Annotated in this window: 18 protein-coding genes; 4 read left to right on the top strand and 14 right to left on the bottom strand. The window is 65.3% G+C overall.

Annotated elements, in window-relative coordinates:
- Positions 1-120: 120 nt before the first annotated feature.
- The 12 genes from ACS0OT_RS02435 to ACS0OT_RS02380 form a co-directional block, all read right to left on the bottom strand.
- Complete coding sequence (locus ACS0OT_RS02435; RefSeq protein WP_111008199.1) at positions 121-714, bottom strand: HAD family hydrolase; 594 nt, start codon at positions 712-714, stop codon at positions 121-123.
- A complete protein-coding gene (locus ACS0OT_RS02430; protein ID WP_164093333.1) occupies positions 714-1,406 on the bottom strand; it encodes a sugar phosphate nucleotidyltransferase in 693 nt (230 codons plus the stop codon). The genes ACS0OT_RS02435 and ACS0OT_RS02430 overlap by 1 nt, the downstream gene beginning before the upstream one ends.
- Before the next feature lies 1 nt (position 1,407).
- Positions 1,408-1,986, bottom strand: coding sequence for a D-sedoheptulose-7-phosphate isomerase (locus ACS0OT_RS02425; RefSeq protein ID WP_239499553.1), 579 nt, complete (start codon positions 1,984-1,986; stop codon positions 1,408-1,410).
- The gene (locus tag ACS0OT_RS02420; protein ID WP_164093331.1) at positions 1,983-3,011 is read right to left on the bottom strand and encodes a GHMP family kinase ATP-binding protein; all 1,029 of its coding nucleotides are present in this window, start codon (positions 3,009-3,011) and stop codon (positions 1,983-1,985) included. The genes ACS0OT_RS02425 and ACS0OT_RS02420 overlap by 4 nt, the downstream gene beginning before the upstream one ends.
- On the bottom strand, positions 3,008-6,421 hold the full coding sequence (locus ACS0OT_RS02415) for a methyltransferase domain-containing protein (protein ID WP_353089390.1): 3,414 nt from the start codon (positions 6,419-6,421) through the stop codon (positions 3,008-3,010). The genes ACS0OT_RS02420 and ACS0OT_RS02415 overlap by 4 nt, the downstream gene beginning before the upstream one ends.
- Positions 6,418-7,776, bottom strand: a complete 1,359-nt coding sequence (locus tag ACS0OT_RS02410; protein ID WP_111008194.1) for an ABC transporter ATP-binding protein — start codon at positions 7,774-7,776, stop codon at positions 6,418-6,420. Before ACS0OT_RS02410 ends, ACS0OT_RS02415 begins: the two co-directional genes overlap by 4 nt.
- Complete coding sequence (locus tag ACS0OT_RS02405) at positions 7,766-8,560, bottom strand: ABC transporter permease (protein ID WP_053497939.1); 795 nt, start codon at positions 8,558-8,560, stop codon at positions 7,766-7,768. Before ACS0OT_RS02405 ends, ACS0OT_RS02410 begins: the two co-directional genes overlap by 11 nt.
- Positions 8,561-8,562: 2 nt before the next feature.
- On the bottom strand, positions 8,563-9,744 hold the full coding sequence (locus tag ACS0OT_RS02400) for a cystathionine gamma-synthase (RefSeq protein ID WP_262089958.1): 1,182 nt from the start codon (positions 9,742-9,744) through the stop codon (positions 8,563-8,565).
- A 123-nt stretch (positions 9,745-9,867) separates the two neighbouring features.
- Positions 9,868-11,238, bottom strand: a complete 1,371-nt coding sequence (locus ACS0OT_RS02395; RefSeq protein ID WP_005415163.1) for a pyridoxal-phosphate dependent enzyme — start codon at positions 11,236-11,238, stop codon at positions 9,868-9,870.
- 300 nt (positions 11,239-11,538) lie between these two features.
- The gene (locus ACS0OT_RS02390) at positions 11,539-11,775 is read right to left on the bottom strand and encodes a YdcH family protein (protein ID WP_005407964.1); all 237 of its coding nucleotides are present in this window, start codon (positions 11,773-11,775) and stop codon (positions 11,539-11,541) included.
- Positions 11,776-12,099: 324 nt separating this feature from the next.
- Entirely contained in the window at positions 12,100-12,984 is an 885-nt protein-coding gene (locus tag ACS0OT_RS02385; RefSeq protein WP_080375071.1) for an OmpA family protein, read from the bottom strand.
- Positions 12,981-13,346, bottom strand: a complete 366-nt coding sequence (locus ACS0OT_RS02380; protein ID WP_005415160.1) for a DUF4398 domain-containing protein — start codon at positions 13,344-13,346, stop codon at positions 12,981-12,983. Before ACS0OT_RS02380 ends, ACS0OT_RS02385 begins: the two co-directional genes overlap by 4 nt.
- 121 nt (positions 13,347-13,467) lie before the next feature.
- Here ACS0OT_RS02380 and ACS0OT_RS02375 point away from each other — a divergent pair, with 121 nt between their 5' ends.
- The 3 genes from ACS0OT_RS02375 to ACS0OT_RS02365 all read left to right on the top strand — a co-directional run bounded on the left by ACS0OT_RS02375 (position 13,468) and on the right by ACS0OT_RS02365 (position 17,448).
- Positions 13,468-14,595, top strand: a complete 1,128-nt coding sequence (locus ACS0OT_RS02375) for a PilT/PilU family type 4a pilus ATPase (protein ID WP_049416904.1) — start codon at positions 13,468-13,470, stop codon at positions 14,593-14,595.
- Positions 14,596-14,723: 128 nt separating this feature from the next.
- Positions 14,724-16,007 (top strand): putative DNA modification/repair radical SAM protein, encoded by a 1,284-nt coding sequence (locus ACS0OT_RS02370; protein WP_065186276.1) that lies wholly within the window; start codon positions 14,724-14,726, stop codon positions 16,005-16,007.
- A complete protein-coding gene (locus ACS0OT_RS02365; protein ID WP_139726688.1) occupies positions 15,988-17,448 on the top strand; it encodes a UdgX family uracil-DNA binding protein in 1,461 nt (486 codons plus the stop codon). Before ACS0OT_RS02370 ends, ACS0OT_RS02365 begins: the two co-directional genes overlap by 20 nt.
- Positions 17,449-17,491: 43 nt before the next feature.
- Here ACS0OT_RS02365 and maiA read toward each other — a convergent pair whose 3' ends face one another.
- Together maiA and ACS0OT_RS02355 are read right to left on the bottom strand one after the other, a co-directional pair.
- Positions 17,492-18,160 carry a maleylacetoacetate isomerase gene (gene maiA, locus ACS0OT_RS02360; protein WP_065196202.1) on the bottom strand — a complete coding sequence of 223 codons (669 nt, stop codon included), beginning with the start codon at positions 18,158-18,160 and terminating at the stop codon, positions 17,492-17,494.
- A 14-nt stretch (positions 18,161-18,174) separates the two neighbouring features.
- On the bottom strand, positions 18,175-19,164 hold the full coding sequence (locus ACS0OT_RS02355) for a fumarylacetoacetate hydrolase family protein (RefSeq protein ID WP_065196201.1): 990 nt from the start codon (positions 19,162-19,164) through the stop codon (positions 18,175-18,177).
- Positions 19,165-20,065: 901 nt separating this feature from the next.
- On the opposite strand from ACS0OT_RS02355, the gene ACS0OT_RS02350 reads away from it, so the two are divergent.
- Positions 20,066-21,484 (top strand): DEAD/DEAH box helicase, encoded by a 1,419-nt coding sequence (locus ACS0OT_RS02350; protein WP_005415154.1) that lies wholly within the window; start codon positions 20,066-20,068, stop codon positions 21,482-21,484.
- Positions 21,485-21,902: the final 418 nt, after the last annotated feature.

Below are 21,902 nucleotides of genomic sequence, written 5' to 3'. Positions count from 1 at the left end.
ACAGTTACCCGTCGACGACACAGATCTGAAGCGCGCCACAGCCCTCTCCCGGAAGGATGGAGAAGGCATCCTAGCAGCACAGGATTGCTACGGCATCCAGCGGACTTTGTGGATAACCGGCTACAGCTGACGCTGCACCGCAGCGAGGTCAGGCACCATGATGGCCTGCTGCGGCGCAGCACCCTTGCCGATGTCGCCTGCGATCAGGAGCAGCTTCCCTATGCCTGCAGCCGCCCCCGCCTGCATATCCGAGATCTTGTCGCCAACGAATACCGCCTGCGCCGGGTCAATCGAAAACTCCTCGATCGCCTTCAGCAACATGCCCGGTTCGGGCTTTCGGCACAGGCATTCAATCTTGAATTCACCCTGGCCGGCCTGGGGATGATGCGGGCAGAACCACGTGCCCAGCAGCGGCGCGCCGGCCTGCAGCAACTGCTCGTGCTGCCAGTGCGTGTAGTCGGTGAAGTCATTGACGCTGTAGAAGCCACGTGCGATGCCGGCCTGGTTGGTCACCACCACAACCTGGTAGCCCAAACGCGCAGCATCGGCCAGCAGCGGCAGGATACCGGGAACCCACTCAGTCCGATCCGGTGTATGCACGTAGCCGTGATTGACGTTGATCACTCCGTCCCGATCAAGGAAAAGTACTGGCGCACCGGGCCGCCTTGTGACCGGCCCGGCGACGAAGCCCGGCACGTTTGGCAGCACTGTCATCAGGCTGCTCCAAGCAACGTCTGCGCGCGATAGAAATCCTCCGGCACGCCGATGTCGATGAACGCAGCGGTCTCCACCAGCGCGCCGACCCGCCCAGCGGCTACGGCCGGTTCCAGCACCTGCTTTTCGAACGAGAAGGAGACTTCGTCCGGCAGGCTGGCCAGCGCCTGCGCGCTGAGGAAATAGCTGCCGGCATTGATCAGGCCGGCACCACCCGGGCGCTTCTCATGGAAGCGCAGCACCCTGCCCTGCTCGACATCCACCGTGCCGTAGCGTGAGACATCATCCACACGCGCCAGCGCGATCGACATCGGCAGACCCTTTGCAGCCGCTTCCAGTGCTGCCGGCGAGTACTCGAGGTAGGTGTCGCCATTGCAGACGTGCAGCCCGTCACCCTGCGCCAGCCGTGCCGCGGCAGCGATCGCGCCACCGGTGCCGAGCGGCGTCTCCTCACGCGAGTAGACCACTTCCATGCCCGCCCACTTCCTGCCGATGGTCTGCTCGACAACATCACCGAGGTAACCGGTCGCCAGGATCACACGACGCATGCCGGCGGCCGCATAGCGATTCAACAGATAGGCCAGGAACGGGCGTCCGGCCACCGGGGCCAGGGGCTTGGGCAGGTCGGGCACTTCGCTTCGCAGCCGGGTGCCGAAGCCGCCGGCCAGGATCAGGATCTCGTCGGCAGCCATGTCAGCGCGGGAACATTTCGCTTTCGATCAGCGCACACAGCAGATGACCGATGAACTCATGCCCCTCCTGGATGCGCGGCGTCTCGTTGGAAGGCACGCGGAAACAGATGTCGCAGCGGTCCTTCATGTCGCCGCCGTGTTCGCCAGTGAATCCGATGACGCGTACACCCTTGGCTTCGCAAGCCTCCAGTGCGCGCATGATGTTCTTCGAACGGCCCGAGGTGGAGATTGCCACGAACACATCGCCTTCCTGGCCAAGTGCTTCGATCTGGCGGGCAAAGGTGTAGTCGTAACCGTAGTCGTTGCCGATGGCGGTCAGGATCGAGGTATCGGTGGTCAGCGCGATCGCCGGCAGGCCCGGACGGTCGTAATAGAAGCGGCTCACCAGCTCGCCTGCCCAGTGCTGTGCATCGGCAGCACTGCCGCCGTTGCCGGCAAACAGGATCTTGCGACCGGCCTTCAGCGCGTCCACGCACAGCGCCACTGCCTGCTCGATCTGCGACGCCAACGCGGCATCCGCCGACATGCGCTGGAAGTTCTCGAGAGTCTTGCCGAACTCGGCCTTGATGAATTCGTTCATCCGATTTTCCATGCCGTTGCACCTTGGTGGGTGAAGTGTGTATCAAAAACAGTGCCGCCGGCGCCAGCAAGCGCGCGCACCAGGTCGACCCGGTGTGCCGGGTCGCAGAGGAACATCATGAAACCGCCGCCACCCGCGCCCGATACCTTGGTCGCGCGCGCGCCGTGGCGCATTGCCAACGCTTCGATCTCATCGATCATCGGATTGGAAATACTGCTGGCACTGAGCTTCTTCGCTTCCCAGCCGGACTGCATCACCTGCGCCAGCCGCTCGAAATCACCGCGCAGCAGCGCTTCCTTCATCTGGCTGGCTTCGACCTTCAACCGATGCATAGCATCGAGCGAACTGGCCTTGCCTTCCTTGATGTTGCGGGACTGCTCATCAATGATCTTGGCCGAAGCACGCGACACGCCGGTGAAGTACAACACCAGGCCCGCTTCGAGTTCGGACCAGATCCAGTCCTTGATGCGCAGCGGATTCACGATCACCCGATCGGCGTCGTAGAACTCCATGAAATTGAAACCGCCGAAGGCCGCTGCGTACTGGTCCTGCTTGCCACCGGACAGCTGCAGGTCGACGCGCTCGATGCGGTAGGCCAGCTGCGCAATCTCGTACTCGCCCAGCGGCAACGCGAAGTACTCGGCGAAGGCGGTGACCAGCGCGACGACCATCGTCGAGGACGAGCCCAGGCCCGAGCCCGGCGGCGCATCGGAATGCGCGCGGATGCGGATGGCTGGCCGCTCGCCCTGCAGGTAGTCGTTGCAGACCCTCAGGTAGACACCCTTCATCAACTGCAGTGGGCCGGGGCCGGCCTCCACGGCCTGCGGATCGACGCGCTCGCAGGCGCCCGCATCCTGAGCATGGAATCCGACCAGGCCATCGGGCGAGTCATCGAGGGTCGCATAGGCGAACTTGTCGATGGTCACGTTCATGACGAAGCCACCGAACTGGTCGCAGAACGGCGACACATCCGTGCCACCACCGGCCAGGCCCAGCCGCAGGGGTGCGCGTGAACGAACGATCATGCTTTCTTCTCCAATGCGAATGCCGATTCCAGTGCACGACCCAGTGCATCGCGCGAGAACTGGCTGCGACAGTAGCTCGCCGCTGCACGCGACCGCTGCAGCCACAGCGCATCATCTTCCAGTAACGACAACAGCCCTGCGGCAAGGCCATCGGCCTCGTCTGCCACGGTGACCACCGCCTCCAGACCGACCAGGCCCTGGGCACCAATACCGGTAGTGACCAGCGGCAGACCCTGCTGCATGGCTTCGACAACCTTGCCCTTGACGCCGGCACCAAAGCGCAGCGGCACAATGGCCACGCGCGCGACACCGTAGCGCCGGGCCAGCTCCTCGTCGCTGACGAAACCGGTCACCTCGACATGTTCGCCCGCCAGGGCGCGTACAGCATCGGTCGGGTTGGAGCCAACCAGTGACAGCTTCACGCCGGGGTGCCGCGCCCAGACCTGCGGCATCACCGACTCGACCAGCCATCGCGCGGCATCGACATTGGGGCCGTGGGCGAAGCCAGCGACGAACAGGATGCCGGCACGCTGCGCGGGCACGGCTTCATCGTTGAAGTGGTCGAAAGCGTACGGCAGGATCGCGCGTGCATCGACGTCCGGCTCCAGCGCGCGCACGTCCTGCGCCTCTTCGGCCGACGGGTAGAGGACGCGGTCGACGGCCTTCCAGATGCGCCGCTCCAGCAGTTCCATCGAACGCGCCTCGCCATCGCTGCCGCCATTGCGGGTGGCTTCCATTTCCATGCGACGGAAGTGCAGGTCGTGGCCGTAGTAGACGCTGCGGACACCCGGGTGCTTGCACAGGGCATCGAGGTAATGCTCAGCGATATGAGGCCGCGACAGCATCACCGTGCGCACGTGCGGATTTTCGTCCAGGTAGCGCGCGAAGCCGCCCACCCACTGGCCGCCATACATCACTTCCACACCACGGGCCTGAAGTGGCGGAGTGTAGATCGGATCGAAGTACAGGTTGTCGGCCCAGAACTTGACCACGCAGCCACGTTCCAGCAGCGCGTTGATGAAGGCGATCATGGTCCGCGAACCGGCATCACGGTCGGGCTGCGGTACGTAGTGGTCGACGATCAGGACAGTTTCCTTCTGCCAGGCACGGTCGCGGGCCAGCACCACGTGCTCGCCGTTGGGCTCATGCAGGGCCAGCTCATCCTGCCAACGTTCGCGCAGTTTCTTCTGGTTCGCGACCTGATAGGCCTTGATACCGCTGCCGGTATCGGTGCCGTGGGAGATGCCTTCGTAATGCACGACCTCCGAGGTCGGGCAGTAGTAGAGCTGGTAGCCCGCCTTGCGCACGCGGAACGCCAAGTCCGAATCCTCGCAGTAGGCCGGTACGAACTCGGGATCGAAGCCGCCCAGCTCACGCAGCAGCGCGCTGGGAATGAGCAGGCTCGCGCCGCTGCAGTAGTCCACCGGGCGCAGGTAGTTGTACTGACTGTCGGCCGGGTTATCCAGGCGGCCGTAGTTCCAGGCCGAGCCGTCACGCCAGATGATGCCACCGGCTTCCTGCAGACGGCCATCGGGGTAGACCAACTTGGAACCGACCATGCCGCAATCGGGCATGCGCTGGAAGACGTCCAGCATCTCGTCCATCCAGCCCGGACGTACTTCGGTGTCGTTGTTGAGGAAATAGGTGTAACGGCCACGGGCCAGTTCCAGCGCCTGGTTGCAGGACAGCAGGAAGCCGAGGTTCTGCGGGTTGTGGTGGAAGCGCAGGCCCGGAACCGGGACCAGCTTCTCGATTTCCGCATCGCCGGAGGCATCTTCCAGCACCAGCACCTCATAGCTCACCGCCGGCGGGTGGGCGGCGATCGAGCGCAGGCAGGCCAGGGTGTGCGGCAGGTTGCCGTAGGTGGGAATGACGATGCTGACTTCCGGCGATTCATGCATCGGGAAGGACAGGGTCTTCAGTACTTCGCCTGAATCTTCCACCACCGACAGCAACGCCAGGCCCGAAAGCGGTTCAACACGGGCATTGTCACGGCGCAGGAGCCAGTTACGCACCGGGCGTGCCAGCGGCGCCAGCAATGGATGGCGGGCCAGGCCGCTGGCACGCAGCGACGCAATAATGGCCGGCACATCGCCACGCAGCAGGCGCGAAGCGAAGCGCATCGGGCGCGTGATGCGCCAGGACTTGGAGGCGAGCACCTTCGCGAAGGCATCGTTCAGGCTCTCCAACTGCTCGTCGTATTCGTGGATGACGCGCTTCACTTCCAGCTCGGAGGTGCCTTCCGCACCGGGCCGGAACGCGAGACCAGAGCGCCGCTGCAGTTCGCGGCTGACTTCCGAACGGCTGGCAACGGTTTCGTGGGCCGTCTGCAGCAGTCGGCGCAGCTCGGCCGCTTCGTGCTGCGATGCTGCCTGATGCCGTTGCAGATCAGCTTCGACGTCCGCCTTCTCGCCCCGCACCTGTTCCAGCTGCGCCTGCAGCGCATCATTCCTCGCACGCAGCTCAGCGGCGCCGGCAAGGCCGCCACCGGCCTGGACAACCTGGTCCAGCTCCAGCGCCCAGCGCGTACGATCCTCGAACTCGACTTCCAGGCGGTGGTAATCGGCACGGGATTTCTCAAGCTCCGCTTCCAGCGAACGTGCCCAACGAATAGTGTCTTCCCGTTCGTTGTCCAGTCCCTGGGCCCAGCGTGCGATGTCATGCTGCTGGGCATACAGATCCTCGCTTTCGGCATAGAGCACAGAAGCAGGTGTATCCGGCAACAATGACGCGTCAGCCGCAGCGACGACAACAAAGTAGACCGCATCTGGAACGCTGGCCACGCGGGCTTCGACACCCGAGCCGGTATCGGTCAGCGCCTGGTAGCTGTCCGTGCGTTCCGCCTCTGACATTGGAGTGATAGTCGAGCACACCGCCATGCGGTGCCCACACAGCCGCGAAGCCGGGAAGTAACGCCCGACCAACGCCTGGAACTCTGCCTGGTAGAGCTCCTTTACGTGGAAATCGTTGTGATAGCCGGCCCGATCGGAGTAAACCTCCTTGTTGGGCGAGGACATGACCAGAACACCATCGGGCCGCAGCACACGACGGATCTCGGCCATCATCTCCTCCTGCTCCATCAGGTGCTCGATGGTCTCGAAGGAAACAACCACATCCACACTGTCGTCGGCCAATGGAATGGCAGCAGCGGAGCCCTGCAGGTACTTCAGGTTGGTCTGCGCCGAATAACGCCCGGCAGCGTGATCCACGGCCTCATGCGAGATATCCACGCCACATACCGAGCGCGCCCGGGAGGCCAGCATCGCGCTGCCGTATCCTTCGCCGCTGGCGACATCCAGCACATCCTTGCCTTCCACCAACGGCAGGCACCAGGCATAACGGTGAAGATGTTCCTGCCTGATTACACCCTGTTCGGTCGGCACGAAGCGCTCACCGGTGAACTCGATCATTGAGACTCCTTGGAAACTTCGATGGCCAGCATCGGCAGGCCGACGAGGCCGAAGCGCATCGTTTCGTCCATCGCGCGGAACTCCAGCGCGTCGTGGATCCAGTGCTGCTGCGTATGGTCATGCTGATCACCGGAAGCGACTGCAGCATCAATCATGTAGGAGCCTGATGGCATGATCGGCATGCGGAACACGAAGGTGCCCCGGACGATGCTTCCGGCCTGCCCGGAAACGGGTGTCTCCCGGCAAGCGAAGTAGCTGTTGTCACCGAACAGACGCTGGCCCAGCCGATCCTTCACATAGAACCCGACGATGAGGTTCTCCAGCGGCTGCAGCAACTCCACGCGGATCTCCAGCCTTACCAGTTCACCGCCCTCCAGAACGCCGACCCGCCGCCCCTGCTCGTCGGTCATGCTCACATCGATGATGCGTGCACCACGTGCACCGAACTCCTGGCCCACGTTGTTCGGGTCGAACTCGAAGAGCGCGATCCGATTGACAACACCGGCTTCCAGCAGGGCATCGTGGCGGAAGTCCGGCGCATCGGAAACAAGCTTGCGCTGCTTCTTTTCCACGACGATCTCAGCATCACCCGCCTCACGCCGCCCGACCACATGCTGCTCGGTCATGTACGCCTCGACCACCTCCTGCGAGGTGCCGGACAGGCGCATGCGGCCGTTCTGCAACCACACGGCGTTCTCGCACAGGTTGGTGACGGCGGCCGCATCATGGCTGACGAACAACAGCGTGCCGGTCTTCTGGAATTCCCGCAGGAAGCGCATGCACTTCTGGGAGAAAAAGGCATCACCGACTGCCAGTGCTTCGTCAATGATCAAAATGTCAGCGTCAACATGGGCGATCACCGCAAAGGCCAGACGCACCGACATGCCGCTGGAGTAGCTGCGTACCGGCTGGTCGATGAACTCGCCGATATCGGCGAAGGCCAGGATGCTCTCCAGGCGATGGTCGATCTGCGCACGGGTGAGGCCAAGGATGGTGGCGTTGAGATAGACGTTCTCGCGGCCGGTGAACTCGGGGTTGAAGCCACTGCCCAGTTCGAGCAGCGCGGCCACGCGCCCCTTCACAGTAATGTTGCCCTCGGTGGGATTGAGGGTGCCGGCGATCATCTGCAGCAGAGTCGATTTGCCCGAGCCGTTGCGACCGACAATTCCCACTGTCTGGCCACGGCGGATCGAGAAGCTCACGTCGCGCAGCGCCCAGAAATCCTTGTAGAAGGACTTGCGCTTGCCTGCCAGCGTTTGCCACAAGCGGTGCGAAGGACGTTCGTACATGTGGTACGACTTGCCAACCCCTTTGACCTCGATGACGGTCTCGGCCACGGCGACTTCAGAGGACATCGGCAAACCCCACGCGCAGCTTGTTGAACAGGCGATGGCCAATGACGGCCACCACACAGGCGATGAGGGTGTACAGACCCAGCCCAGCCCAATCTGGCAGGCGGCCCCAGATCACCACTTCGCGCACCTGGTTGATGATGAAGGTCAGCGGATTGAGCTCGAACACGATGCGGTAGCTGGCCGGCACCGACTCAACCGGAATAATCGCCGAGGACAGGAACAGCATGGCAGCTGCGATGACGCCGGCGATCTGCCCGATATCGCGCAGGTACACACCCAGTGCCGAGGTAATCCAACCAATGCCGACCGTCAGGATCACCAGCGGCAACACCACAACCGGCAACAGCACCGCGGTGGGATGGATGCTGCCCTTGACGCACAGGTACAGCAGCAGCAGTACGACCATGTTCATCAGCAGATGGAACAGCGCCGACAGCGTCATGCTCCACACCAGGATATCCAGCGGGAACACCACACGCTTGACGTAGCTGGTGTTGCTGACGATCAACTGCGGCGCACGGGTAAAGCATTCCGCGAAGAAGCCATGCACGGTAAGGCCCGCGAACAGGATCAACGCGAAATCGGTGGTGGACCCGGTCGATCCGGGCCAGCGTCCCTTCATGATGAAACCGAAGGCCATGGTGTAGACCAGCAGCATCAGGAACGGGCTGATCAGCGACCACAGCAGACCGAAGCTGGCACCGCGATAACGCCCGAGGACTTCACGCTGGGTCAGTTCGAAGGTGAGCGAACGATGCTTCCCGAAGACCGAGAGAATGCTCATGCTCAGCGGTTCCCACCCAGCGCATTTTCCAGATCCACCTGCAGATCCCCCAGCTCCTCCACACCCACGCTCAGCCGCACCAGCGCATCGCTGATCCCCAGCTGCTCGCGGCGCGCGACCGGGATCGAGGCATGCGTCATCACCGCCGGGTGGTTGACCAGGCTTTCCACGCCGCCCAGCGACTCGGCCAGGGTGAACAGCTCGGTCTTCTCGCAGAAGCGCTTGGCCGCCTCGAACCCGCCCTTGAGCACGATCGAGACGATGCCGCCGTAGCCGGCCATCTGCTTGCCGGCCAGCTCATGCTGCGGGTGAGACGGCAGGCCCGGGTAGATCACCTTCTCCACCGCCGGGTGCTTTTCCAGCCACTGCGCCAGCGCCAGCGCGTTGGCGCAGTGCGCCTTCATGCGCAGCGGCAGGGTCTTCAGGCCACGCAGGGCCAGGAAGCTGTCGAACGGGCCCTGCACGCCACCCACCGAGTTCTGCAGGAACGCCATCTGTTCGGCCAGTTCGGCGTTGTCACCGACCACGACCATGCCACCGACCATGTCCGAATGGCCGTTGAGGTACTTGGTGGCCGAATGCAGGACCAGGTCCGCGCCCAGTTCCAGCGGGCGCTGCAGCATCGGCGAGGCGAAGGTGTTGTCCACCACCACGATCAGGCCATGGCGCTTGGCGATGGCAGCGACCGCGGCGATGTCCACGATCTTCAGCATCGGGTTGGTCGGGGTTTCAATCCAGACCATCTTCGTCTTCGGCGTGATCGAGGCTTCAAAGGCCGCCAGATCGGTCAGGTCGACGAAGCTGAAGTCCAGCCCGGCGGTACGGCGGCGCACGCGCTCGAACAGGCGGAAGCTGCCGCCGTAGATGTCGTCCATCGCCACCACGTGGCTGCCGGCGTCCAGCAGCTCGATCACCGTCGAGCTGGCCGCCATGCCCGAGGCGAAGGCGAAGCCACGGGTGCCGCCTTCCAGCGAGGCCACGCAGCGCTCATAGGCAAAGCGCGTCGGGTTGTGGGTACGCGAGTACTCAAAGCCCTGATGCTCGCCCGGGCTGGACTGGGCATAGGTCGAGGTGGCGTAGATCGGCGGCATCACCGCGCCGGTGCTGGGATCGGGCGACTGGCCGCCATGGATGGCCAGCGTGGCCAGAGCCAGCGCGCGGTCGGGCGAAGAGGAGTTGGACATGTCGTTTCCTGAATGGCGCCGACGTGCGGCGCCGTCAAAGGATCGGGAGTCTATCAGCGCAGCCTTAACGAGCTTTGACGCGAATAAACCGGAATTCAGCGGTGAACGGCAGCGATCAGCGGCTTACTGCACGCGACGGCGCAGATAGTTCAGCAGGTCGATGCGGGTGATCAGGCCGAGGAAGGCGTCACCGTCCATCACGATCGCCACCTGCCCGCGGTCGAACACCGGCAGCAGGGCCTCGATCGGCGACTTCACGTCCAGCCGGTCCAGCTTGCTGACCATCGCGGTGGCCACGGTGTCGCGGAAGCGCGCTTCGTCACCATAGACATGCAGCAGCACGTCGCTTTCATCGACGATGCCGACCAGCTGCTCACCGTCCATCACCGGCAGCTGCGACACGTCATACAGCTTCATGCGCTGGTAGGCGGTGGTCAACAGGTCGTTCGGGCCGATCACCACCGTGTCGCGCTGGCCGTACGGACGCAGGATCAGGTCGCGCAGGTCACCGTGCTGCGGGCGCTCCAGGAAGCCGTTGTCCAGCATCCAGTAGTCGTTGTACATCTTCGACAGGTACTTGTTGCCGGTATCGCAGACCAGCACCAGCACCTTCTTCGGCGTGGTCTGCTCCTTGCAGTACTTCAGTGCCGCGGCCAGCAGGGTGCCGGTGGACGAACCGCCGAGGATGCCTTCCTTGCCCAGCAGCTCGCGCGCGGTGTGGAAGCTCTCGGCGTCGCTGATGGCATAGGCCTTCTTGACGCGGCTGAAGTCGGAGATCGAGGGCAGGAAGTCCTCGCCGATGCCCTCCACCAGCCAGCTGCCCGACTTGTCGTTGAGCACGCCGTCGTTGATGTACTCGGCCAGGATCGAGCCGACCGGATCGGCCAGCACCAGCTCGGTCTTGGGCGACAGCCTGGCGAACGCACGCGACAGGCCGGTCATGGTGCCGGAGCTGCCGCAGCCGAACACGATGGCGTCGAGGTCACCGCCCATCTGCTCGAGGATCTCCGGGCCGGTGCCGAACTCATGCGCGGCCGGGTTGTCCGGGTTGCCGAACTGGTTGATGAAGTAGGCGCCCGGGGTCTGCTCGGCGATGGTCTTGGCCAGGTCCTGGTAGTACTCCGGGTGGCCCTTGGCGACATCCGAACGGGTCAGGCGCACTTCGGCGCCCATCGCCTTCAGGTTGAAGATCTTTTCGCGGCTCATCTTGTCGGGAACGACCAGGATCAGCTTGTAGCCCTTCTGCTGGGCCACCAGTGCCAGGCCCAGGCCGGTATTGCCAGCGGTACCCTCGACCAGGGTCGCCCCCGGCTTCAGGTCACCCCGCTGCTCCGCTGCCTCGATCATCGACAGGCCGATGCGATCCTTGATCGAACCGCCCGGGTTGGCGCTCTCGAGCTTCAGGTAAAGCTCGCAGACGCCGGTGTCCAGGCGCTGGGCCTTGACGATCGGGGTCTGGCCGATGAGTTCGAGGACGGAAGAATGGATGGGCATTCGGAGGACTTTCGATTCGCGCCACGCAGGGCCGGACCGATGATTATCCGACGGATGGCGCTGAATGTCAGGTCGGCGCGGGCATGCCGCCCGCCGCCCCGTAGAGGGATGCGGACGGCCCCGGGTCGACGAGGAGACCGGTACCGCCCGCATCGGTGAGTTGTGCCTGCAGGCCAAGGCACCACCGCCTGTGGTGCCTTGGCGCGGCCGCCTCATCGGCGGTGCCGCGATGCCGGGGCAGGAGCGCCCGGCCGGGCCATCGATGGCCGGGTCACGCCGTTCCGGGCGTGACGGGGTGCGTCAAAGCGTGGGGGACGTCGTTGGGAGCGGTGTTTCGTACATTCGCAGAAGTCGTTGCTTGGCCAGCAGCTTCTCGCGCTTCATGCGACCCAGGGTGACATCATCGATCGGGAGTACACCCAGCTCCGCGTCCATGCACTTCTTGTTCAACTTGCGGTGCTGGTCATGGAGTGCCCTGAACTCCGGATCACGCGCGCGACGTGCGTCGATCTCGCTCTGGGGCTGATCTTCAAACATGATGGACCTCCTTCGACAGATACACGAACGCCCCGGCCGCAAGGCACGGGGCGTTGTTCATGGAGGAGTGCCGGCCGATGGCCACCTGGACGCCTGCAACGACCTGCGGCACTGGCCTGCGCACGTCGATCTGCTGCGGTTCGCGCCCTGCTTGCATCGGCCCGGCCCTCCCATCGTCCGGTCCGCGGCATTGCGTCCCGGACGATTGACCCTACGCCTGCTCAAGGCGGGGTACAAGACCCCTGCGTCAAAAAGACCGAACCCCGCCGGGGCGGGGTTCAGGCTGAATGCTCATCGCAACGAAAAACAAACAATATCAATGCATTACGGCGCGATGATGACCTCGGCCGAGCGCGCCCGGGTGGACGCAGCCTTCTTGCCGCTGACCTGGATCCGGTTGCTGGCGACACCACCCGCGACCAGGGCGTCGCGCAGCGCTTCGGCACGCTTCTGGCCCACGCCGTTGGCACTGTCGTAGGCCTCGATGCGCAGGCGCCCCTTCTTGCCGATGTTCAGGTACTCGGCCAGGGCCTTGGCCTGGTTGCGGGCGCCCCCCGACAGGCTGGAGGCGCCTGCGGCGAACGCGTCACCACCGAAGGTGAAGACCTCACCGCGAGCGTCGAACTTCGAACCGGGCAGCTTCTGCCCCGACACCAGCTCGGCTTCCTCCCGGGCCAGCCTGGCGGCGTTCTGCTGGGCAGCGCTCAGACGCTGCTGCTGCTTGCCGGCCACGCTGGTCAGTGCATTCTCGGCGTCCTGGCGGGCCAGGGTCTCGGCCTCGGCCGCCTGGCGCAGGCGTTCGGCCTCCTCGGCCTGCATCTGCGCCTGCATGCGCAGCTGCTCGGCTTCCTGGCGGGCACGGGCGGCATCGCGGCGGCTGGCCTCGATCAGCAGGTCGCTGCGGGTACGCTCCAGGCGGTCGACCTCGCGCGCGGCCAGCGCGGTGCGCACGGCGGTCTCGGCAATCTCCACCCGGCGCTCGGCCAGGTACGTGGCCAGCTCCTGGTCGCGGCGCTTGGCCTTGTCCAGGGTGGCGATCGCCTGCTGCGCCTGCATGCGCTCGAAGGCGCCCAGCTCAGCGGTATCGGGGTTGGCCTGGATGGCCATCAGGCGCTGGCTCAGCTGCGCCACCATCGGGTTGTCGGCGGCCGTGGCCAGGGTCGGCAGCGCCAGCAGCGCGGCCAGGGTTGCGGCGGTCATCGGCTTCACCGGCGGTCCTCCCCGGTCGACAGCTGGCGTTGCAGCTGGTTGACCTCGTTGCGGCGCAGCTGCAGCTGCGCGGTGACGGTGGCTTCCTCACTGCGGACGCGGGCCAGGTCGGCATCGGCGGCGGCGCGCAGGGCCATCGCCGGGGCGTTCTTGCGCTCGCGGCGGTCGCCGGCGGCGCGCTGGGCCTGCTCCAGCCCCTGCCGGGCCAGCCCGATCAGGTCCGGGGCGTACTGGTCGGCATCGGCCTGGGTGGCCTTGTCGACCGCCTGCCGGGCCTGCGCCAGTTCCAGGGCAGCGTCCTGCGCCCAGGCGGGGGCAGACAGTGCGAATGCAAACGCCATCACATACAGGCCATGGCGCATTCGTGCGAAGCTAAGTCGTTTCATTGGGGAGGCCGTACCGGTTGTCGGTTCACGGCCATTGTCGTCAAGCCGACACCGTGCTGGCAACGGGCGTCGGCCGTTTCGTTGGGGAAAATTCGCAATGGATATCGGCTACTTCCTGAAGCTGATGACCGAAAAGAACGCTTCGGACATGTTTCTGACCACCGGGGCACCGGTCTACATCAAGATCGAAGGGAAGCTCTATCCGCTGGGCAACACCGGCCTGCCGCCGGGCATGGTCAAGAAGATCGCTTACTCGCTGATGGACGAGGGCCAGGTGCCGCAGTTCGAGCGCGAGCTGGAGCTCAACATGGCCATCGCGCTGCCCGATGCCGGGCGCTTCCGCGTCAACGTGTTCAAGCAGCGGGGCGAGGTCGGCATGGTCATCCGCGCCATCCGCAGCCGGATTCCGAGCATCGAGGAGCTGAACCTGCCGCAGGTGCTGAAGGACGTCATCATGACCCCGCGCGGGCTGGTGCTGGTGGTGGGGTCCACCGGTTCCGGCAAGTCCACCTCGCTGGCGTCGATGATCGACCACCGCAACAGCACCACCACCGGTCACATCCTCACCATCGAGGATCCGATCGAGTACCTGCACAAGCACAAGATGTCGATCGTCAACCAGCGCGAGGTCGGCCTGGACACCCACGCCTTCCACAACGCGCTGAAGAACGCGATGCGTGAAGCGCCGGACGTGATCCTGATCGGCGAGATCCTGGATGCGGAAACGATGGAGGCGGCGATCGCCTTCGCCGAGACCGGCCACCTGTGCCTGGCCACCCTGCACTCCAACAACGCCGACCAGACCATCGAGCGCATCCTCAACTTCTTCCCGGAAAGCGCGCACAAGAACGTGCTGATGAACCTGGCGCTGAACCTGCGTGCGGTGATCAGCCAGCGCCTGGTGAAGAACAAGGAGGGCCGTCGCCTGCCGGCCACCGAGGTACTGATCAACACGCCGATGATCCGCGACCTGCTGCGCCGCGGCCAGGTGCACGAGATCAAGGCGGCGATGGAAGCCTCGCTGGAAGAAGGCATGGAGAGCTTCGACCAGTGCCTGTTCCGGCTGGCCAAGGCCGGCACCATCGAGCAGGAGGAAGCGCTGCGCGCGGCCGACTCGCGCGATGGCCTGGCCCTGAAGTTCCGCCTGTCCGAAGGCAGTAGCGGCGAGCACGACCCGTACGCCGATTTCTCGGCAGGCGCACCCAGCATCACTCACGGCTTCTGATCCCACGAAAAAGGGGACGGAGGGGATTAAGTCGTTTGTGCACTTGCGACTTGATCCCCCGTCCCCTTTTTCTGAAGAATTCAGGGGCGGTCTCATCCAATGAGACCCCTCATCCGTAGGTTTCCTCAATGGAAACCATCCGCAAGCTGGCCATTCTGGCTGATGCCGCCAAGTACGATGCCTCCTGCGCCTCCAGCGGTTCGGGCAAGCGCGATTCGCGCGCCAGTGGCGGTATCGGCAGCACCGAGGGCATGGGCATCTGCCACAGCTACACGCCCGATGGCCGCTGTGTTTCGTTGCTGAAGATCCTGCTGACCAACTTCTGCGTCTACGACTGCGCCTATTGCGTGAACCGGGTTTCCAGCAACGTGCCCCGTGCACGTTTCAGCGTGGATGAGGTGGTCACGCTCACCCTGGACTTCTACAAGCGCAACTACATCGAGGGCCTGTTCCTGTCCAGCGGCATCATCCGCAATGCGGACTACACCATGGAACAGATGGTGGAGGTCGCCCGGCAACTGCGCGAAGAACACCGCTATGCCGGCTACATCCACCTCAAGACCATTCCCGAGGCCTCGCCGGAACTGCTGGCCAGTGCCGGGCGCTATGCCGACCGCCTGTCCATCAACGTGGAACTGCCCACCGAAGCCGGCCTGAGCGCCTTGGCGCCGGAGAAGACGGTTCATTCCATCCGTGGCGCGATGGGGGAACTGCGCTGGCGCATCGAGGAAGCCAAGGAAGCTCGCAAGGCCCCCGCAGCGGTGGCACCGACGGCCAGCCGCAGCACTCCCCCGCGCCCTCCCCGTTTCGCACCGGCCGGGCAGAGCACCCAGATGATCGTCGGCGCGGACGGGGCAAACGACCAGCAGATCCTGGCCAGCGCCGACAGCCTGTACGGCAACTACCGCATGCGCCGGGTCTACTACTCCGCGTTCAGCCCGATTCCGGACGCCAGCCGGCAGCTGCCACTGCAGCCGCCACCGTTGCAGCGCGAACATCGCCTTTACCAGGCTGACTGGCTGCTGCGCTTCTACGGGTACGGCGTGGATGAGATTACCGATACCACCCAGGACGGCATGCTCGACCTGGATATCGACCCGAAGATGGCCTGGGCAATCCGCCATCCCGAGCGCTTTCCGGTCGATCTGAACCGGGCACCGAAGGAGATGCTGCTGCGCGTGCCCGGCCTTGGCGTGCGCAACGTCAAGCGCGTGCTGATGGCGCGCCGTCACGGGCGGCTGCGCGTGGCCGACCTCGCACGCCTGAAGGCACCGATGAGCAAGCTGCTGCCGTTCGTGCTGCTGGCCGACCATCACCCGCGCAAAGCACTGGACGACCCGGCGGCGCTGCGCGCGCAGCTGGCCCCGCCGCCGCGACAGGGTTCGCTGTTCGATGCCCCGTCCGCGGCCTGACGCGCAGCGCTGGTCGCTGCGGGTGGATCCGCCATGGTCGCTGGAGGCCTGGCGCAGCGGTGCGCGCGAAGCCCTGCTGCGCGGCGTCGCGCCGGAGCAGCTGGACTGGCTCGAGGGCAGCGACGCATCGCTGCTGGACGCGCCAGCGGTCACCTCGGCGCCCGCACAGGCCGATGCTGGCGCACTGACGGTACCGCGCGACTTCCTGGAACTGGCGGCCACCTGCCTGTGCCATCGCGACGGACAACGCATGGCCCTCCTGTACCGGTTGCTGTGGCGCATCGCCCATGGCGAACGCTCGGTGCTGTCAAACCCTGCCGATGCCGACGTACTGCGGGCGATGACCATGGCACAGGCGGTCCGCCGCGACACGCACAAGATGAAGGCGTTCGTGCGCTTCCGCGAAGTGCCTGGCCAGCCTGATGCGTTCATCGCCTGGTTCGAGCCACAGCACCACATCGTCGACCGGGTCGCGCCGTTCTTCGCGCGCCGCTTCACCGGCATGCGCTGGGCCATCCTCACGCCTTCGCGCAGCGTCGCCTGGGATGGGCAGGCGCTTGCCTTCGGCCCCGGTGCACGACGCGAGGATGCCCCGGCCGAGGATGCACGCGAGTCGCTGTGGCAGACCTATTACGCCAGCATTTTCAATCCGGCCCGGCTCAACACGCGGATGATGATGCAGGAGATGCCGGCCAAGTACTGGCGCCACCTGCCTGAAGCCCGATTGCTGCCTCGCCTGGTACGCGACGCCGCCGACCGCGTGCAGGAAATGCATGACCGTCCCGCGCAGGCACCGCAACGCAGGATTCCGCTGCGAGCGAACCCTCCGGCATCGGCAGCCGAAGCCAGCAGCCTGGACAATCTGCGCGGGCAGGCCAGCGCCTGCCGCCAGTGCCCGTTGTGGGAGCAGGCCACGCAGACCGTATTCGGACAGGGGCCGGCAGGGGCCGGGGTGATGCTGGTCGGAGAGCAACCCGGTGACACCGAAGATCTGCGTGGGCAGCCATTTGCAGGACCTGCCGGCCAGGTGCTGGACCGCGCATTGGCGGAACTGGGGATCGATCGCGCCACGCTGTACCTCACCAACGCGGTGAAGCACTTCCACCATGAACGGCGCGGCAAGGTGCGGCTGCACAAGCGGCCGGAGAGCCGTCACATCCAGGCCTGCCGGCCCTGGCTGATGGGTGAGATCGCGCGCGTGCGGCCCCAGGTGATCGTGTGCCTGGGCGCGACTGCGGCAGCCTCGGTATTCGGTCGAGATTTCGACCTCTCACGCGACCGCGGGCGCTGGCACACCCTCGAAGACGGCACCCGCGGCTACGCCACGGTGCACCCGGCATGGGTGCTGCGACAGACCGACGATGCCCGCCGCGAGGAGGCCTACCGGTTGTTCCGCGATGACCTGGCCCGATTGCAACAGAAAAGGGACGGAGGGGATTAAGTCGTAAGTGCATATACGACTTAATCCCCTCCGTCCCCTTTTTTCAGGCGGCGTCGAGCTGGTGTTCCGGGCGGGCGCGGTCGAAGGCATCCAGTGCCTGGCAGGCCGCTTCGATGCGGCGCAGGGTCGGGTACGGTGCCAGGTCCAGGCCGAAGCGGTGGGCGTTGTACAGCTGCGGCAACAGGCAGATGTCGGCCAGGCCAGGGCGGTCGCCGTGGCAGAAGGTGCCGGTGTCGCGGCTGTTGGCCAGCATCGCTTCCATCGCGTCAAAGCCTTCGGCGATCCAGTGCAGGGTCCACTGCGTGCGGGCGTCGGCAGGCAGCTGCAGGTCGCGTTCCAGGTACTGCATCACCCGCAGGTTGTTGATCGGATGGATATCGCAGGCCACAAGCTGCGCCAGCGCCCGCACCCGTGCGCGGCCCGCAGCATCGGCCGGCAGCAGCGGCACCTGTGGGAAGCGCTCTTCCAGGTACTCGATGATCGCCAGTGACTGGGTCAGCGTGTGCCCATCATGCAGCAGGGTCGGCACCAGCTGCTGCGGATTGAGCGCGCGATAAGCCTCATGGTGCTGCTCGCCACCGTCACGCACCAGATGCACCGGCCGCGCCTCCCAGGCCAGGCCCTTCAGCTCCAGGCCGATGCGCACGCGGTAGGCGGCGCTGGATCGCCAGTAGGTGTACAGCACGATGCTGTCGTCGACCGGGATCTCCATCGCCGCCTCCATGCTCAGGGCTTGGCCGCCTGTTCGATGCGCTGCTCGATCGCACCGAAGATGCTGTTGCCGGCAGCATCGAGCATCTCGATGCGGACCACGTCGCCGAAGGACATGAACGGCGTGCTCGGCTTGCCGTCACGCAGGGTCTCGACCACGCGCTGCTCGGCGAAGCACGAGGCACCCTTGCTGGTGTCTTCGTTGGCGATGGTGCCCGAGCCGACAATGGTGCCGGCACCCAGCGGGCGGGTCTTGGCCGCATGCGCGACCAGCTGGGCGAAGTTGAACTGCATGTCCACGCCCGCCTCCGGCGCACCGAACCACCGGCCGTTGATGTGGGTCAGCAACGGCAAGTGCACCTTGCTGTCCTGCCACGCAGCGCCCAGCTCATCGGGGGTGACGAACACCGGCGACAGCGCCGAACGCGGCTTGGACTGCAGGAAGCCGAAGCCCTTGGCCAGCTCGCCCGGGATCAGGTTGCGCAGCGAGACATCGTTGACCAGGCCGACCAGCTGGATGTGGCTGGCGGCCTGTTCCGGGGTGGCCGCCATCGGCACGTCGTCGGTGATCACCACGATCTCCGCTTCCAGGTCGATGCCGTAGTCCTCGCTGACCACCTTGACCGCATCGCGCGGGCCGTAGAAGCCTGCGCTGGTGGCCTGGTACATCAGCGGGTCGGTATAGAAGCTCTCCGGCACCTCGGCACCGCGGGCGCGGCGCACGCGCTCGACGTGCGGCAGGTAGGCGCTGCCATCGACGAACTCATAGGCACGCGGCATCGGTGCGGCCAGCGCCTGCGGATCGAGGTCGAACACGCCATCGGCGTCGCCAGCGTTGAGCGATTCGTACAGGGCGTTCAGGCGCGGTGCGATGTGGCTCCAGTCCTCCAGGGCCTGCTGCAGGGTGGCGGCGATACCGGTGGCGCGCACGCCGTGGCGCAGGTCACGCGAAACGACGATCAGGGTGCCGTCGCGGCCGCCTTCCTTCAAAGAACCAAGCTTCATGGGTGGGTGTCCGGAGTCGTGGGCAAACAAGTTTCAAGTGTAATCAAATCTGCGGCGGCGCCAAGCTGCAGCGCGGCATCGGCCCACCCTACCGCAGTGAGGGTTCGGCAGGGTTGCACCCTGCACCCGCTTCAAGCCAAGGCAACAGCCGATGCAACAGCAACAGCGGACATTCCGTGGGATGGCGAGGCACTGTGGGTTTGCGGGGACGCGGTAAACCCATCCATGGGGGCTTGGTCGCGGCATCCATGCCGCTCACACCCCGCAAACCCACAGTACCCCGCCTTCGACAGTAGACCGGTGGCCAATAGATCCACGCTATGCGTGGATGAAATCTGTCAGATTTCGAATGAAATTCCGGGGTCAGATCCGTTTTCCTGCGGAAAACGGATCTGACCCCATGCCATTCCGACAGATCGCGGGAAACTGTCGAAGGCGGGGTGGGTCCGGTGGCGGGAGTGTCCGCGGCATGGATGCCGCGGCCAAGCCCCCATGGACGGGTTTACGGCGTCTCCCGCCACCGGACCCACCCCGCCATCCCTCAGGAAACCCGCTTTTGACGTTGACGTCGCTTTGGCCTCTGCGGGTGCAGGGCGCAGCCCTGCAGAGAGCCCCCCTTACCTGAACGGGGCTTTTTGCGCGAGGTCTCAGCCATCGGTTAGACTAGGCAGGTCTGCAGCGGCCGTCCGTTTCCCTCCGGGATCGCCGGCGACCAGGGTCCGCCCTCTTCGCCCGCCCCCACTCCGACGCCGTTCGTCACGCATTCCAGCCTGCGCTTCGTGCCGGCTGCACCCAACTTCTCGCAGCGCGGTTCACGGGAACGCTCCGAGTCAGCCGATCACTTTGATCTGCCCCCGTCTGTCCGCTCGGACAGGCGTTTCTTGTACCTGGAGCAATCTCAATGTCTTTTGAATCGCTGGGCCTGGCGCCCTTCCTGCTGCGTGCGCTTGCCGAGCAGGGCTACGAAACCCCGACCCCGATCCAGCAGCAGGCGATCCCGCTGGCGCTGGCCGGTCGCGACCTGCTGGCCGGCGCACAGACCGGTACCGGCAAGACTGCTGCGTTCGGCCTGCCGTTGCTGCAGCACCTGGGCACCGCCTCGCAGGAGGTGCGTGCCGGCCCGCGCAAGCCGCGTGCGCTGATCCTGGCCCCGACCCGCGAACTGGCCACCCAGGTGCATGACAGCCTGCGCGGCTACAGCAAGTACCTGCGCATTCCCAGCGCCTGCATCTACGGCGGTGTCGGCATGGGCAACCAGCTGGACATCCTGCGCCGTGGCGTGGACCTGCTGGTGGCCTGCCCGGGCCGCCTGATCGACCATCTGGAACGTCGCAGTGTCGACCTGTCCGGCATTGAGCTGCTGGTGCTGGACGAAGCCGACCGCATGCTCGACATGGGCTTCCTGCCGTCGATCAAGCGCATCCTGGCCAAGCTGCCGAAGCAGAACCGCCAGACCCTGCTGTTCTCGGCCACCTTCGAGGACAACATCCGCCAGCTGGCGCTGGAGTTCATGCGCAACCCGGAACAGATCCAGGTGACGCCGAAGAACACCGTGGCCGAAACCATCACCCATCGCGTGCATCCGGTCGATGCCGGCCGCAAGCGCGACCTGCTGCTGCACCTGCTGGCGCAGGACAGCCGCGAGCAGACCCTGGTGTTCGCACGCACCAAGCACGGCAGCGACAAGCTGGCCACGTTCCTGGAAAAGTCAGGCATCAAGACCGCGGCGATCCATGGCAACAAGAGCCAGGGCCAGCGCCTGCGTGCGCTGGGCGACTTCAAGGCCGGCCGCGTGACCGTGCTGGTGGCCACCGACATCGCTGCGCGCGGCATCGACATCAACGAGCTGCCGAAGGTGATCAACTTCGACCTGCCGATGGTGGCCGAGGACTACGTGCACCGCATCGGTCGTACCGGCCGCAACGGCGCGACCGGCCAGGCGATTTCGCTGGTGGCGCAGGATGAAGTGAAGCTGCTGCGCGCGATCGTGCGCCTGCTGGGCCGCGACATGGACATCCGCGATGTGCCGGGCTTCGAACTGCAGGTTCCGATCCGCTGGGGCAACAGTGCGCCGGGCAAGGCCGAGCACGATACCGGCGAGCGCGCACCGCGCAAGAGCCACGCACGCCGTCCGCACGGTGATGCACCGCGCCATGCGCATGCCGGCCCGAAGAAGGCCGGCGGTGGCCGTCGCGAGGGCGGTGGCAACGGCCAGCAGCGTGCGGGTGCAGGCGCCGGTCAGGGCCAGCGTCGTGGCGGTGGCGGTAATGGTGGCGGCCGTGGCCGCGGCCAGGGCGGCGGCGGCGGTCGCGCCGGCTGATCCCAGCTGCCAGGGAGGGTGCTTCCCGCTGCGCGGGGGGCTATCGAGGGACGGCGCTGACGCGCCGTCCTTTTTTTTGCTGGCTACCGTGGCTGAAAGCACGCGGATGGTTTGGCTTGGGGCGGCGCAGGGCGCAGTGGGTGCAAAACACGCCGTAAACCCATCCATGGGGGCTCGATCGCGCCATCCATGGCGCTCACGGTTTTGCACCCACTGCGCCCTGCGCCGCTTCAGAGATCGCCAGCGCCTACTTGCCCCACCGGGTAGCCGGGAGAAGAAAGATTAAATTCAAATTCAAGTTCAAAGGCAAAAGCCGAAGTCGCAATTCCTGGCTGTGCTTGTGCTTGTGCTTGTGCTTGTGCTTGTGCTTTTGCTTGTGCTTTTGCCCTTGCTCCCGCCTTGGGGTCTGATGCGTCCG

Origin of the sequence: Stenotrophomonas maltophilia group sp. RY12688 (genome assembly GCF_052149045.1) — a bacterium.
GTDB classification, from domain to species: Bacteria; Pseudomonadota; Gammaproteobacteria; order Xanthomonadales; family Xanthomonadaceae; genus Stenotrophomonas; species Stenotrophomonas sepilia.
Note: the sequence above shows the minus strand (reverse complement) of the source record. Positions and strands in the feature narration are given on the sequence as shown.

What these genes read in the sequence shown, in the direction of transcription:
- ACS0OT_RS02435 (WP_111008199.1), bottom strand. Translation starts at nt 714, where the DNA reads ATGACAGTGCTGCCAAACGTGCCGGGCTTCGTCGCCGGGCCGGTCACA.
- ACS0OT_RS02430 (WP_164093333.1), bottom strand. Translation starts at nt 1,406, where the DNA reads ATGGCTGCCGACGAGATCCTGATCCTGGCCGGCGGCTTCGGCACCCGG.
- ACS0OT_RS02425 (WP_239499553.1), bottom strand. Translation starts at nt 1,986, where the DNA reads ATGAACGAATTCATCAAGGCCGAGTTCGGCAAGACTCTCGAGAACTTC.
- ACS0OT_RS02420 (WP_164093331.1), bottom strand. Translation starts at nt 3,011, where the DNA reads ATGATCGTTCGTTCACGCGCACCCCTGCGGCTGGGCCTGGCCGGTGGT.
- ACS0OT_RS02415 (WP_353089390.1), bottom strand. Translation starts at nt 6,421, where the DNA reads ATGATCGAGTTCACCGGTGAGCGCTTCGTGCCGACCGAACAGGGTGTA.
- ACS0OT_RS02410 (WP_111008194.1), bottom strand. Translation starts at nt 7,776, where the DNA reads ATGTCCTCTGAAGTCGCCGTGGCCGAGACCGTCATCGAGGTCAAAGGG.
- ACS0OT_RS02405 (WP_053497939.1), bottom strand. Translation starts at nt 8,560, where the DNA reads ATGAGCATTCTCTCGGTCTTCGGGAAGCATCGTTCGCTCACCTTCGAA.
- ACS0OT_RS02400 (WP_262089958.1), bottom strand. Translation starts at nt 9,744, where the DNA reads ATGTCCAACTCCTCTTCGCCCGACCGCGCGCTGGCTCTGGCCACGCTG.
- ACS0OT_RS02395 (WP_005415163.1), bottom strand. Translation starts at nt 11,238, where the DNA reads ATGCCCATCCATTCTTCCGTCCTCGAACTCATCGGCCAGACCCCGATC.
- ACS0OT_RS02390 (WP_005407964.1), bottom strand. Translation starts at nt 11,775, where the DNA reads ATGTTTGAAGATCAGCCCCAGAGCGAGATCGACGCACGTCGCGCGCGT.
- ACS0OT_RS02380 (WP_005415160.1), bottom strand. Translation starts at nt 13,346, where the DNA reads ATGCGCCATGGCCTGTATGTGATGGCGTTTGCATTCGCACTGTCTGCC.
- ACS0OT_RS02375 (WP_049416904.1), top strand. Translation starts at nt 13,468, where the DNA reads ATGGATATCGGCTACTTCCTGAAGCTGATGACCGAAAAGAACGCTTCG.
- ACS0OT_RS02370 (WP_065186276.1), top strand. Translation starts at nt 14,724, where the DNA reads ATGGAAACCATCCGCAAGCTGGCCATTCTGGCTGATGCCGCCAAGTAC.
- ACS0OT_RS02365 (WP_139726688.1), top strand. Translation starts at nt 15,988, where the DNA reads ATGCCCCGTCCGCGGCCTGACGCGCAGCGCTGGTCGCTGCGGGTGGAT.
- maiA (WP_065196202.1), bottom strand. Translation starts at nt 18,160, where the DNA reads ATGGAGATCCCGGTCGACGACAGCATCGTGCTGTACACCTACTGGCGA.
- ACS0OT_RS02355 (WP_065196201.1), bottom strand. Translation starts at nt 19,164, where the DNA reads ATGAAGCTTGGTTCTTTGAAGGAAGGCGGCCGCGACGGCACCCTGATC.
- ACS0OT_RS02350 (WP_005415154.1), top strand. Translation starts at nt 20,066, where the DNA reads ATGTCTTTTGAATCGCTGGGCCTGGCGCCCTTCCTGCTGCGTGCGCTT.